The sequence below is a fragment of the Microvirga solisilvae genome (assembly GCF_022808595.1).
Taxonomy (GTDB): domain Bacteria; phylum Pseudomonadota; class Alphaproteobacteria; order Rhizobiales; family Beijerinckiaceae; genus Microvirga; species Microvirga solisilvae.
Map to the genome: position 1 here is coordinate 40,999 of NZ_JAKUCN010000001.1, position 13,156 is coordinate 54,154.

Annotated in this window: 11 protein-coding genes; all 11 read left to right on the top strand. The window is 62.6% G+C overall.

The features are described 5' to 3' along the window. The first annotated feature begins 45 nt into the window (after positions 1-45). The 11 genes from MJ639_RS00230 to MJ639_RS00280 all read left to right on the top strand — a co-directional run bounded on the left by MJ639_RS00230 (position 46) and on the right by MJ639_RS00280 (position 13,148). A complete protein-coding gene (locus tag MJ639_RS00230; protein WP_243367601.1) occupies positions 46-324 on the top strand; it encodes a PepSY domain-containing protein in 279 nt (92 codons plus the stop codon). 16 nt (positions 325-340) lie between these two features. Continuing rightward, positions 341-1,018, top strand: a complete 678-nt coding sequence (locus MJ639_RS00235) for a response regulator transcription factor (RefSeq protein WP_243367603.1) — start codon at positions 341-343, stop codon at positions 1,016-1,018. Further along, entirely contained in the window at positions 1,015-2,412 is a 1,398-nt protein-coding gene (locus MJ639_RS00240) for a sensor histidine kinase (protein ID WP_243367605.1), read from the top strand. Before MJ639_RS00235 ends, MJ639_RS00240 begins: the two co-directional genes overlap by 4 nt. Positions 2,413-2,483: 71 nt before the next feature. Further along, entirely contained in the window at positions 2,484-3,590 is a 1,107-nt protein-coding gene (ccmI, locus tag MJ639_RS00245; protein WP_279306458.1) for a c-type cytochrome biogenesis protein CcmI, read from the top strand. Next, positions 3,587-4,045, top strand: coding sequence for a cytochrome c maturation protein CcmE (gene ccmE / locus MJ639_RS00250; RefSeq protein ID WP_243367609.1), 459 nt, complete (start codon positions 3,587-3,589; stop codon positions 4,043-4,045). The genes ccmI and ccmE overlap by 4 nt, the downstream gene beginning before the upstream one ends. Positions 4,046-4,060: 15 nt before the next feature. Next, complete coding sequence (locus MJ639_RS00255; protein ID WP_243367610.1) at positions 4,061-6,043, top strand: heme lyase CcmF/NrfE family subunit; 1,983 nt, start codon at positions 4,061-4,063, stop codon at positions 6,041-6,043. A gap of 3 nt (positions 6,044-6,046) precedes the next feature. Continuing rightward, complete coding sequence (locus tag MJ639_RS00260) at positions 6,047-6,508, top strand: cytochrome c-type biogenesis protein (RefSeq protein ID WP_243367612.1); 462 nt, start codon at positions 6,047-6,049, stop codon at positions 6,506-6,508. Between the two features lie 106 nt (positions 6,509-6,614). Beyond that, positions 6,615-7,829, top strand: a complete 1,215-nt coding sequence (locus tag MJ639_RS00265) for a S1C family serine protease (RefSeq protein ID WP_423790732.1) — start codon at positions 6,615-6,617, stop codon at positions 7,827-7,829. Positions 7,830-7,969: 140 nt separating this feature from the next. Beyond that, positions 7,970-8,671, top strand: a complete 702-nt coding sequence (locus tag MJ639_RS00270) for a winged helix-turn-helix domain-containing protein (RefSeq protein WP_243367613.1) — start codon at positions 7,970-7,972, stop codon at positions 8,669-8,671. Positions 8,672-8,681: 10 nt separating this feature from the next. Then, on the top strand, positions 8,682-10,103 hold the full coding sequence (locus MJ639_RS00275; RefSeq protein WP_243367615.1) for a HAMP domain-containing sensor histidine kinase: 1,422 nt from the start codon (positions 8,682-8,684) through the stop codon (positions 10,101-10,103). A gap of 93 nt (positions 10,104-10,196) precedes the next feature. After that, entirely contained in the window at positions 10,197-13,148 is a 2,952-nt protein-coding gene (locus MJ639_RS00280) for a bifunctional [glutamine synthetase] adenylyltransferase/[glutamine synthetase]-adenylyl-L-tyrosine phosphorylase (protein ID WP_243367617.1), read from the top strand. Positions 13,149-13,156: the final 8 nt, after the last annotated feature.

The window sequence follows — 13,156 nt, forward strand, 5'->3', positions numbered from 1 at the left end:
AAAGCGGGCATGCGTCTGGTTTGGCTGGTCATAATGCTTGGGGGAATGATGGGGGTTGCGCACGCGCAAAGCGCGACGGCGGCCCTCCAGAATTGCCTGCCGCCCAAGGAAATGCAGGAGGCCGTGGCCTCCAAGGGCGTCGTGGCCCCGGCCTTGGCCGTCATGACCGCCCGGCGCCAGGTTCCCAATGCGGATGTTGTGCGGGCAAACCTGTGCCGGGGCGGCGATGCCCTGGTTTATGTGATCATGGCCTTGCAAAAGGATGGTCGCATCGTGCAAGTGACCATCGACGGTCCTACCGGACGCGTGAAATCGGTCCATTGAAAAGAAAGCTCGAAGCGTGCGCCTTCTCGTTGTCGAGGACGACAAGATCCTCAATAAGCAGATCGTGACCGCCCTTGAACAGGCGGGCTATGCCGTGGATACGGCTTTCGACGGCGAGGAGGGGCAGTTCCTCGGCGATACCGAACCTTACGACGCGATCATCCTCGATCTCGGCCTGCCGAAGGTTGATGGGGTATCCGTTCTCACGGCCTGGCGACGGGAGGGTCGGAAGATGCCCGTCATCATCCTGACCGCCCGTGACCGCTGGAGCGACAAGGTCCAGGGCTTCGACGCCGGTGCTGACGATTATGTGACCAAGCCCTTCCACATGGAGGAGCTTCTGGCCCGCGTTCGCGCGCTCCTGCGCCGGGCGACCGGCCATGCGACGAGCGAGATCGTCTGCGGGCCCGTGAAGCTCGACACCCGCTCGGGCCGCGTCGCTGTCGACGGAAACCCGGTGAAGCTGACCTCGCACGAGTACCGGCTTCTGTCTTATCTCATGCACCATATGGGCCGCATCGTCTCGCGCGGTGAACTGACGGAGCATCTCTACGATCAGGATTTCGACCGTGACTCGAACACGATCGAGGTCTTCATCGGCCGCCTGCGCAAGAAGCTCGGCGTGGACATCATCCAGACCGTTCGCGGCCTGGGTTATCTCCTAGACGCGGGCCAGGCCCAGACGAAATCGTGAGCGGGCTACACCTCATCCTGAAGCGCTTCGCGAGCCGGCCCATCGCGGTACGGCTCGCGGTCTCCTCCGTCTTCTGGAGCTTCGCGATCCTGCTCGTCGCGGGATTGATCCTGCTGACTCTCTATCGCGACAACACGGAACGGGCCTTCGACCAGCGGCTCCTCGTCTATGCCAACACATTGGCGTCCAACCTCGTCGCTCCGGGCGATCCTGATCGCGATCTCGGCCCCATCGGCGACCCGCGTTTCGAGTTGCCATTGTCCGGCTGGTACTGGCAGGTGGCGCGGCCCAATGCCAGGCCCAATGAAACCCGCTCCTCCAAATCCCTTTTTGGCGGTCAGGTCCCCGGCCTTGCCATGTCGAGCGACGACCGGTTCGGACAGATCCGCCGCGGCTACGGCAAAGCACCCGACGAGCGGAACCTGCGCATCATCGAGCGAGACATCGACCTCGGCGAGGATGGGCGCTACATCATCCGCGTGGCGGGGCCTGCCGACGAGATCGATGTGGGCGTTCGCGACTTTCTTTTCGCGCTGACCATCACTTTCGCATTGCTCGGTCTTGCCCTCGGCTTCTCGACGCTCCTGCAGATCCGTTTCGGCCTGCGTCCGCTCGCCAATCTGCGCAGTGCGCTGGGCGCCATCCGGCGCGGCGAGGCGGAAAGGATCGTGGGCGAGTACCCGCGCGACATTTCTCCGCTGGCGAGCGAGTTGAACCTGCTGCTCGACACCAACCGCGAAATTCTGGAGCGTGCCCGCACACAGGTGGGCAATCTCGCCCATGCCCTCAAGACGCCGCTCAGCATCGTCATGAACGAGGCGGAGAATGCGCCCGATGAGGTTGCAGCCCGCGTACGCGAGCAGGCAACCCTCATGCGCGATCAGGTGAATTACTATCTCGACCGCGCCCGCGCGGCGGCGCTCGCCGGTACTTTGGGCACGCTGACCGATGTGGAGCCGGTGATCGCGGGCCTCGCCCGCACCTTCGCCAAGATCTATCGCGACAAGGACCTGGAGGTCGAACTCGCGATTCCCCCGGATCTCCGCTTCCGGGGCGAGAGGCAGGACCTCGAGGAAATGGCGGGCAACCTGATCGACAATGCCGCCAAATGGGCCGGTCACAAGATCGAGATTTCCATCGAGATTATCCGCGACGATGACGAGCGTCCCCGCTTCCGGCTGCTCATCGACGATGACGGTCCCGGCCTGCCGGAAACCGCGCGGGCCGAGATGCTCAAGCGCGGCCGCCGCCTCGACGAAACCAAGCCTGGCTCAGGTTTGGGGCTGTCTATCGTCAGCGATCTTGCAACTCTCTATCGTGGCTCGCTCAAGCTCGAAGCCGCCCCTCTGGGAGGCTTGAGGGCCGTGCTCGAGCTGCCGGGGGATAGAGGGTAATCCTATGTATTTTTACGCGTGACACCGTGCCACCGTCGTGCTTGACGGGGACTCGGAGTAATTAGGATTTTATGGTGATCTGGATCATACTCTTGCTGATGACGGCGGCTGCCGTGATGGCGGTGCTTTGGCCGCTGTCGCGCCACCGCTCGCTCGCCGCGCAGCAGGTGGATCCGGACACGCAGTTCTACCGCGAGCAGATTGCAGAAATCGAACGCGACCGCGAACGTGGCGCGCTTCTCGCCAGCGAGGCGGAAGCTGCCAAAGCCGAGGCCGGACGCCGGCTTCTGCGGGCCACGGGCGTGACGGCTGCCGATGCTTTTGCTGCTCTCGGTGAGCCGGCTCTGCGCCGCCGCCGAGCGGCATCGACGCTGGCCCTGTCGGTGGTCCCGATCATCGGTCTTGCCCTCTACGGAGCCTACGGCTCGCCGCAGCTTCTCACGCATCCGCCTGAGCAGCAGGCTCGAGAGCAGGGCGACAGGCTCGACCTCATGACCGCCGTTACCCAGATCGAGACGCATCTGGCGCAGCATCCGCAGGATGGTCGCGGCTGGGAGGTTGTGGCCCCGGTCTATATCCGCATGGGCCGCATCGAGGACGCGGTGAAGGCTTATGCTTCGGCTGTGCGCTATCTTGGCCCCAGCGCCGAGCGGCTGGCGAATTACGGCGAAGCCATGGTGCTCGCCAAGGACGGTCTCGTCTCCGCTGAAGCGCAGAAGGCATTCGAGCAATCCGCGCAAATGGACAAGGCGGCATTCAAGGCTCGCTATTATCTTGCCGTTGCGGCTGAGCAGGATGGGAAGGTTGATGCGGCCAAGAAAGCCTATGCCGAGATCCTCGATACTTCGCCGGAAGGAGCGCCGTGGATCAGCGTCATCAGGCAGCGCATTGCAAGCCTTGGCGGTGAGCAGCCCGTTGCAGGGCAGGCGGATGAACCCCAGATAGGAGCCGCCGACATTGCCCGCATGGTGTCCGGCCTTGCCGAGCGTCTCGAAAATCAGGGCGGCACTCCTGACGAATGGGCGCGGCTCATCCGCTCCTATGCGGTGCTGGGGCAGCGCGACAAAGCCGTGGCTACGGCTCGACGCGCACGTCAGGCACTCGCGCAGGATGGTGCAGGCCTGGAAACAATCGACGCGATGTCTCGCGAACTGAAACTGACTGACGCCGCACCATGACCAGAAAACAACGACGTCTGACCCTGATCGGTATCGCCGGTGGCATCCTCGCGATTGCGCTCGGTCTTGTGCTTTACGCCATGAACGACACCATCGTGTTCTTCAACTCGCCGGCGGATATCCAGGCCAAGAACGTGCAGCCCGGCACGCGCCTCCGTTTGGGTGGACTCGTGAAGGAAGGGACGGTTCAGCGCGGCGCCGACCAGCAGATCACCTTCGAGGTCATGGATGCACAGGCCTCCATGAAGGTGCATTACAAAGGTCTGCTGCCCGATCTGTTCCGTGAAGGGCAGGGTGTCGTGGCCGAAGGCGTTCTGGAAAACGCAAGCGTGTTCCGTGCCGATTCCGTTCTCGCCAAGCACGATGAAAACTATATGCCGCGTGAAGTGGCGGATGCCCTGAAGAAGCAGGGGCATTGGCAGGGCGAGGCGAACGCCGCGCCGAAAACGCAGTAAGCAAGGAGAGCCTTTGTGTTGGTCGAGGCTGGACATTACGCGCTTGCACTGGCGCTCGGGTTATCCCTGATCCAGTTCATCGTGCCGCTCTGGGGCGCGCGCGCCAGCGACCCTGTTCTGATGTCGGTCGCGCCCGCCACGGGCCTTGCCGTTTTCGGCTGCGTCGCCTTTTCTTTCCTGGCCCTCACGATCGCTTATGTGAGTTCCGATTTCTCGGTGCTCAACGTGGTCCAGAACTCGCATTCGGCAAAGCCGCTCATCTACAAGATCTCCGGCGTGTGGGGTAACCACGAAGGCTCGATGCTGCTGTGGATCTTGATCCTTACGCTTTTCGGCGCCGTGGTGGCGCTCGCCAAAAACAGTATTCCGCTGCGGCTGCAGGCCAATACGCTGGCAGTGCAGGCGGCCGTCACCATTGCCTTCCTGCTCTTCATCCTGCTCACGTCGAACCCGTTCACGCGCGTCATACCGGCTGCAGCCGAAGGGCAAGATTTGAATCCGCTGCTGCAGGATCCTGGCCTCGCGATCCATCCGCCGCTTCTCTACATCGGCTATGTGGGCTTTTCGATTTCGTTCGCCTTCGCCATCGCAGCATTGATCGACGGGCGCATCGATGCCGTCTGGGCGCGCATCGTTCGCCCCTGGACGCTCGGAGCCTGGGCCTTCCTCACGCTCGGCATCGCGATGGGCTCTTACTGGGCCTATTACGAGCTCGGATGGGGCGGCTGGTGGTTCTGGGATCCGGTGGAGAACGCATCGCTGATGCCGTGGCTTGCCGGCACGGCGCTCGTGCATTCCACGGTCGTCATGGAGAAGCGCGATGCGCTGAAAGTGTGGACGATCCTTCTCGCGATCCTCACCTTCTCGCTGTCGCTGCTCGGGACCTTCCTCGTGCGTTCGGGCGTGCTGACATCCGTTCATTCCTTCGCGGTTGATCCCGAGCGCGGCACCTTCATCCTCGGCATTCTCATCCTCTTCATCGGCGGTTCGCTGGCGCTGTTTGCGTGGCGCGCACCGATGCTCAAGCAGGGCGGATTGTTCGCGCCTGTCTCGCGCGAAGGCGCGCTCGTGCTGAACAACCTGTTCCTGGCAACGGCCTGTGCAACGGTTCTCATCGGCACGCTCTATCCGCTCGCCCTGGAGGTCGTGACGGGCGACAAGATTTCGGTTGGCGAACCGTTCTTCAACCTGACCTTCATCCCGCTTGTTCTTCCGCTGCTCCTGCTGCTGCCGCTCGGCCAGACGCTGGCCTGGAAGCGCGGCAACTTTCTCGGCACCGCGCAGCGGCTTTACGCCGTATTTGGCATCTCGATCCTCGTCACCATCGCGTTGTTTGCATACGAGCATGGCGGACCTGTCGCCGCGCCTCTGGGTATCGGTCTCGGCGTCTATCTGGTTCTCGGCTCGCTCAATGAGATCGTGACCCGTTCCTGGTCGAAGGGGACGCCGCTCTCCGTTGCATGGCGCAAGGCCGCTAACCTGCCGCGCTCTACCTGGGGCACGGCGCTGGCGCATGCGGGCGTCGGCCTGACCGTTATCGGCATTGCCGCCACGGCCTGGGGCGTCGAAGGCCTCGCGGCGGTCAAGGTCGGTGGCAGTGTCAAAGCGGGCAACTATGAAGCCCGGTTGGAGCGTGTCGTCCCTCGTATCGAAGCCAATTTCCGGGAGGATGCGGCCGTCTTCACGATCCTGCGGAACGGCCAAGCGCTCGGCACGCTAGAGAGCATGAAGCGCCTTTACGTGACCCGCGGCATGCCAACCACGGAAGCCGGCATCATGACCATCGGTCTCGGCCAGGTTTATGCGAGCCTCGGCGAAGTCGAAGCCGATGGCTCCGTGGGCGTGCGGCTCTACTACAAGCCTCTCGTGCTGCTGATCTGGATCGGCTCGCTCATCATGGCTCTGGGCGGAGGCATCTCGCTGACGGATCGGCGGTTGCGCATCGGCGCTCCCGTCCCCGCAAAGACGGCTCCAGCCGCGCCTGTTCCTGCGGAGTGAACCATGAGGGTCATTCTTGCTTTTCTGACAGCCCTCGTTTTCAGCGCCACGGCCTTCGCCGTTCAGCCCGATGAGGTGCTGAAGGATCCGGCCATGGAGAAGCGGGCTCGCGAGATCTCCGTAGAGCTGCGCTGTCTCGTCTGCCAGAACCAGTCCATCGACGATTCCGATGCGCAGCTCGCTAAGGATCTGCGGCTTCTCGTCCGTGAGCGCCTTGTTGCCGGGGATAGCGACCAGCAGGTGCGCGACTTCCTGGTGCAGCGCTATGGCGAATTCGTCCTGCTGAAGCCCACCTTCAGCGCGCACAACATGCTGCTGTGGCTGACGCCCGCGCTCGTTCTGATCCTGGGCGGCATTGGAGCGTACACCGCCCTCAGGCGGCGTCCGCAGCCTGCCCAGGCCCTCGATGACGAGGAGCAGAAGGCGCTTGAGGCCTTGCTGCGGCGGGACCGCTCGGCCTCCTGACCGAACCTTACCAACATTTCATCTTGGGGTGAGAGTACCGTAAGGCTCAAAACCCCATCTTGCTCCCAACACGAACCGACAAAGGTTCCTGCAGGAGAGACAAGACATGTTGGACAAGGTTTCCACTCCCGTCCGTAAGCGTACCGCGAAATGGCTCGGCGCCGCAGCCGTTGCCGCCCTGATTGCCGGCGGCTCGGTCGGAGCCGGTTTCGTCGTTCCCAACACAGCCCATGCCGAGCTGCGCTCCATGTCGCAGCCGATTCAGAACGTGCCGTCCTTCGCCGACGTCATCGAGCGCGTGAAGCCCGCTGTCGTCGCCGTAAAGGTCAAGGTGCAGAACGTGGCCGATCGGGGCGACGATGAAGACGGGCCGCGTTTCTCTGCGCCCGATCTGCCGCCCGGACATCCGATGGAGCGCTTCTTCCGCCAGTTTCGGGACCAGATGCCCGGCGAGCGTGGCGGTCGCGGCCCGCGCCAGGAGCGCCCCCGCCAGTTCGGCCAGTCTCTTGGATCCGGCTTCTTCATCTCGGCTGACGGCTATGTCGTGACCAACAATCACGTGGTCGACAATGCCTCCGAGGTGCAGGTGACCATGGATGACGGCAAGACGCTCGACGCCAAGGTCATCGGCACCGATTCCAAGACCGACCTTGCCCTGCTGAAGGTCGAAGGCAACGACTTTCCCTATGTACGCCTTGCAGGCCAGAAGGCCCGCATCGGTGACTGGGTCGTCGCCATCGGCAATCCGTTCGGCCTCGGCGGCACGGTGACGGCCGGCATCGTCTCGGCTCAGCACCGCGACATCGGCGCTGGTCCCTATGACGACTTCATCCAGATCGATGCTTCGGTGAACAAGGGCAATTCCGGCGGCCCGACCTTCAATCTCTCGGGCGAGGTCGTGGGCGTGAACACGGCGATCTTCTCGCCGTCGGGCGGCAATGTGGGTATTGCGTTTGCCATCCCGGCGAGCACGGTCGATCAGATCGTGACCTCCTTGAAGGACAAGGGCTCCGTGACCCGCGGTTTCATCGGCGTGCAGATGCAGCCGGTGACCAAGGAAATCGCCGAGGCCATCGGCCTGAAGGAAGCCAAGGGCGCTCTCGTGGCCGAGGCGATGAAGGATGGCCCCGCCGCGAAGGCTGGCGTCCGTACAGGCGATACGATCATCGCCGTGGACGGTCAGTCGATCAACGAGGCCAAGGACCTCTCCCGCAAGGTCGCTCAGGTCGCGCCCGGCAAGAGCCTGTCTCTCACGCTCTGGCGTGAGGGCAAGGAACGGACGGTGACCCTCGAGGTCGCCAGCCAGCCGAAGGGCGTCTGATCTCTCGGTGAAAGAGTAGGGCACCAGGACCTTAAGTGTTGATTGCCCCCGACACCTGGTGTCTTCTGCCCGCGGCAGGTTGGCCTCCTTCCCCTCCAGGGCCGGCCTGCCGCAGGGCTCATTTGCGTTAAAGTCAGGCTATGCGGATTCTCATCATCGAGGACGACAAAGAGGCGGCCTCCTACCTTGTGAAGGCGTTCCGGGAGACGGGACACGTGGCTGACCATGCCGCCGACGGTCTCGACGGCTACGCCATGGCCGAGGCGGGCGACTATGACGTGCTCGTTGTCGACCGCATGCTGCCGAAGCTCGATGGCCTCTCCCTGATCCGCTCCTTGCGCGAGCAGAAGGTCGAGACACCGGTTCTCATTCTTTCTGCCCTTGGCCAAGTCGATGACCGCGTGAAGGGCCTGCGCGCCGGCGGCGACGATTATCTCCCCAAGCCTTACGCTTTCTCCGAACTTCTCGCCCGCGTCGAGGTGCTCGCGCGTCGCCGTGCATCGGCACCCAGCAACGAGCCGACCGTTTATCGCGTCGCCGATCTCGAACTCGACCGCTTGTCTCATCGCGTGACGCGCTCGGGCCATGAGATCGTGCTGCAGCCGCGCGAGTTCAGGTTGCTCGAATATCTGATGAAGAATGCCAATCAGGTGGTGACGCGCACCATGCTGCTCGAGCATGTGTGGGATTATCATTTCGATCCGCAGACCAACGTGATCGACGTGCATGTGTCGCGCCTGCGTTCCAAGATCGACAAGGGCTTCGACAAGCCTCTCATCCATACTATCCGGGGCGCCGGCTACATGGTCCGCGTAGGCTCGGTCGAGGAGGGCGAGGAATGAGTGTGCTCTCATGACCGCTCTCGGCAAGCTCTTCCGGACGACCGCGTTCAAGCTGTCGTTTGCTTACCTTCTGGTCTTCACCCTCTTTGCTTTCGTGACTCTGGGCTATGTGGCCTGGAGCGCGCAGAAGCTTCTCACGGATCAGTTCGTCTCCGCCATCGATACAGAGATCAACAGCTTGGCCGGCATTTACAGAGGCGGCGGCCTTCGGCGTCTCGTGGGTTCCGTCGAGCGGCGCTCCCGTGCCCCCGGCGCATCGCTTTATCTCGTTACCACCAGTCTTGGAGAGCGGGTTGCCGGTAATGTGGGAGCCTTGCCTCCCGGCGTGATTGATCGCGTCGGAGAATTTGAGACGCTTTACAACCGGACGGACGAAACCGACGCCAAGCCGAACGTGGCTCTTGTGCGGGTTTATGTTCTTCCCGGCGATTTCCGCCTTCTTGTGGGCCGCGACATTGAAGAGCGCGTTCGTCTGCGCGACGTCATTCACCGTGCTTTCGGCTATTCGCTTTTGTTCATCGGCGTTCTGGGTTGCCTGGGCAGCTGGTTTATCGCGCGACGCGTTCTCAAGCGCGTCGACGATATGACGGACATCACGCGCGACATCATGGCGGGCGACCTCGACGGGCGCCTGAAGGTTGCCGGAACGGGCGATGAACTCGACCGTCTCGCGCAAAACCTCAACGACATGCTCGACCGTATCGGTGAGCTGATGCGCGGGATGCGCGAGGTTTCCGACAATATCGCGCACGATCTGAAGACGCCTCTGACGCGCCTGCGTAACAAGGCGGACGAAGCCCTGCGCACCGCCAAGACGCAGGACGAGCTAAAGGGTTCGCTCGAAGCCATCATCGAGGAGAGCGACAACCTCATTCGCATCTTCAATGCGCTTCTCATGATCGCGCGGCTTGAAGCCGGAAACGCTCGGGAGGCCCTGGCCGATTTCGATGCGGCGGAAGCCGTGCGTGATGTCGCCGAACTCTATGAAGCTCTGGCTGAAGAAGCCGGTGTCTCGCTCGATGTCTCGATCGAGAACGATCTGCCGATCCATGGCAGCCGCGAGCTTTTGGGCCAGGCGATGGCGAACCTGCTCGACAATGCGTTGAAATATGGCGCTGCACCTGATGGAAGCCCACAGACCATCTCAGTCTCGGCGCAGCGTGCCGGATCAGAGATGCGGATTGTAGTGGCGGATCGAGGTCCGGGCATTCTGGAGGCCGAGCGCAGCCATGTTCTGGAGCGTTTCGTCCGTCTGGAGACGGCCCGTTCCCGCCCAGGCTTCGGCTTGGGCCTCAGCCTTGCCGCAGCCGTTGCGAGGCTCCACGAAGGTCGGCTCATGCTTGAGGACAATGCACCTGGCCTGAGGGTCGTCCTGATTCTTCCCTTGAAGGATATTCCCGTCACTCAGACCGCCTTGCCGTCTGCAGCCTGAAACCGAACTCGCAAGGATAGTCGAAAATTTCGGTTGCCTCCCGGTCTCGGGCATGAACACTCAAGCCAACCTTGAGACAAGGATGACTTGGCCGTGCCGGACCAGAAAAGCCCCCTCATCAGCCGCCTGACCCAGGCGCCACCCGTTTCCGACGCCAAGAAGGCCAAAGCCCAACTTGCGGACCTCATCGAGCGCGTCCAGGGTGAGCCTGAGGCCAAAGCGCTTCTGCCCCCTCTTGCAGACGGCCTGTTTCGCGACCTTCTCCTGGCTTTGGCCGATTACTCGCCTTTCCTCTGGCAAATCGTCATCAACGATCCTGTGCGCACGGCAAGGCTTGCTCTGGAAGAACCCGGCGCCTTCCATAGCTCCATCGTTGAAGATCAGACAAATCTGTTCCGCCGCCTCCGCTCCGGCGAGATGACACGTGACGATGCGGTGCGAGCATTTCGCCGAAACCGTAATTCCCATGCCCTTCTGGTCGCGCTTGCGGATATCGGCGGGCTCTGGGGCACGGAGGAAGTCACGCAGGCCCTGTCGGATTTCGCGGATGCTTCCGTTTCCGGTGGACTGAATCTCATCCTGACGGAAACAGCGGATCTGGGACGACTCATGCTTCCCGATCCTGATGCGCCGGGCAATGGCTCCGGCGTCACGGTGCTGGCGCTTGGCAAACACGGGGCAGGGGAGCTCAACTACTCCAGCGATATCGATCTTGTCGTCTTCTTCGATCCTGAGACCTCCGCGTTGAAGGAAGGGGCCGAGGCCGCCACGATCTACACCCGCATTGCCCAGCAACTTTCCCGCCTTCTGCAGGAGCGGACACCTGACGGCTATGTCCATCGGGTCGATTACCGCCTGCGCCCTGACCCCGGCTCTACCCCCACGGCCATGTCGCTGTCCTCAGCTTATGTCTATTACGAAACGCTGGGACAGAACTGGGAGCGCGCGGCTTTCATCAAAGCACGGCCCGTCGCGGGCGATCTGACGCTCGGCGAAAATTTCCTCAAGGAATTGCGGCCCTTCATCTGGCGCAAATATTTCGACTTTGCCTCCATCGCCGACGTTCATGCCATGAAGCGGCAAATTCATGCGGTGCGTGGGCATGATGAGATTGCGGTGGCTGGGCACGACATCAAGCTCGGACGCGGCGGCATCCGCGAGATCGAGTTCTTCGTGCAGACGCAGCAGCTTGTTTTCGGCGGAAGGCGTCCGGCTTTGCGTGGGCGGCGCACGCTAGACATGCTGGTCGAGCTGCACAACGAAGGCTGGATCACGGCGCAGGCGCGCGACGAGCTTTCTCACGCCTATCGCTTCCTGCGTACCATCGAGCATCGCCTGCAGATGGTGGCGGATGAGCAGACGCAGCGGCTTCCCTCCGATGAGGAAGATCTCAAGCGCTTCGCCAAGTTCTGCGGCTATCCCAATCTCAAGGCCTTCGAAAAGGCCCTCACGGATCAGGCCAGGATCGTGCAGGGTCATTACGCCTTGTTGTTCGAGGAAGGTCCGGAACTCGCCTCCGATGTAGGAAGCCTCGTCTTTACCGGTACGACTGACGATCCCGAAACGCTCGCCACGCTCCAGCGCATGGGTTTCCGCGAGCCTGAGAAGGCTGCAGAGACCGTGCGCGGCTGGCATTTCGGCAGGCGCGCCGCCATCACGAGCCAGCGTGCCCGCGAGGTGCTGACGGAGCTGACGCCTGCTCTGCTCTCCGCCCTTGGCGGCACAGCCGATCCTGACGGTGCCTTGGCTGCGCTCGACAGCGCTTTCGGTCGCATGCCGGCCGCCGTCGAGCTGCTCACCATTCTCCAATCCCACGACCGCCTGCGTCTGCGTTTCGCCGACCTGCTCGGCACGGCGCCTCGCCTTGCCAATACGGTAGCGCAATCTCCGCACGTGCTCGATGTCCTCATCGATCCGGCCTTCAACGTGCCGCTCGTCGATGAAGCGGCAATCGAAGAGCAGGTGCGTCAGATCATCGGGAGGCCTGCCGATTACGAAGAGTTCCTCGACCGCGCCAGGGATGCGGCCCGGCAGATGCGCTTCATCACCGGCGCTCGACTTCTGTCCGACATCATTTCCCCGGCCCAGGCAGGCGAGGCCTATGCCGCCATCGCCACAGCCATCACCCGCGTTTGCTTCGAGCGTGTGCGCACGGAGTTCGAAGCCGAGCATGGGACCGTGCCCGGCGCGCAAATGGCGATCCTCGGCCTCGGACGCCTCGGCACGAAGGAGCTGACGGCGGGATCCGATCTCGATCTCGTCGTGATCTATGACTTTGACGAGGAGCAGCGCGAGAGCAATGGTCCACGCCCCCTCGATGTGGTCGTTTATCACACACGCCTCACGCAGCGCCTCGTAGCGGCGCTCACGGTGCCGACGAGACGCGGTCTGCTCTACGAAGTGGACCTTCGGTTGCGCCCGCAAGGTGGTAAAGGGCCAGTCGCGTCCCAGTTTAAGGGCTTCGTCAGTTACCAGCAGAGCGAGGCCGATCTCTGGGAGCATATGGCGCTCACCCGCGCTCGGGTTCTTGTTGCAGAGGACGATTTCGTCGGACGTATCGGAGAGGCCATTGAAGGCATTGTGAGAGCGCAGCGCGAGCGGAAGCATGTCATCAAGGAAGTGCGCTCGATGCGCGATCTGATCGCAGCCGAGAAGGGCAATGACGATCCTTGGGATCTCAAGCTCGCCAGGGGCGGCCTGACCGATCTCGACTTCATCGCACAGGCCCTGACCCTTGCGCATGCTGCCAAGTATCCCTCCCTCATGGGATTGGCGCCGGAAGAGACGTTTCAGGAGGCTTGCAAGGCCGGTCTGATTTCAGACGAGGATGCGAGGGAGCTGATCGAGGCGCACCGGCAGTTCAACGCGATTTTCCAGTGGCAGCGATTGACGATTGAAGGTGCTTTCATTCCTGCCAGCGTGCCGCCGGCCATCTTCAAGCGTCTCGCGACCATTGCAGGACTGCCCGATGCGAAGGTGCTGCTGACGCACCTGAATGCGACACGCCGGAGCGTGCAGGAGATCTACGACCGGGTACTGCGCTAAAAACCAGC

Bases quoted from the DNA above. Each gene is read 5' to 3' on its own strand.
- MJ639_RS00230 (WP_243367601.1), top strand. From the start codon at position 46: ATGATGGGGGTTGCGCACGCGCAAAGCGCGACGGCGGCCCTCCAGAAT.
- ccmI (WP_279306458.1), top strand. From the start codon at position 2,484: ATGGTGATCTGGATCATACTCTTGCTGATGACGGCGGCTGCCGTGATG.
- ccmE (WP_243367609.1), top strand. From the start codon at position 3,587: ATGACCAGAAAACAACGACGTCTGACCCTGATCGGTATCGCCGGTGGC.
- MJ639_RS00260 (WP_243367612.1), top strand. From the start codon at position 6,047: ATGAGGGTCATTCTTGCTTTTCTGACAGCCCTCGTTTTCAGCGCCACG.
- MJ639_RS00265 (WP_423790732.1), top strand. From the start codon at position 6,615: ATGTTGGACAAGGTTTCCACTCCCGTCCGTAAGCGTACCGCGAAATGG.
- MJ639_RS00270 (WP_243367613.1), top strand. From the start codon at position 7,970: ATGCGGATTCTCATCATCGAGGACGACAAAGAGGCGGCCTCCTACCTT.
- MJ639_RS00275 (WP_243367615.1), top strand. From the start codon at position 8,682: ATGACCGCTCTCGGCAAGCTCTTCCGGACGACCGCGTTCAAGCTGTCG.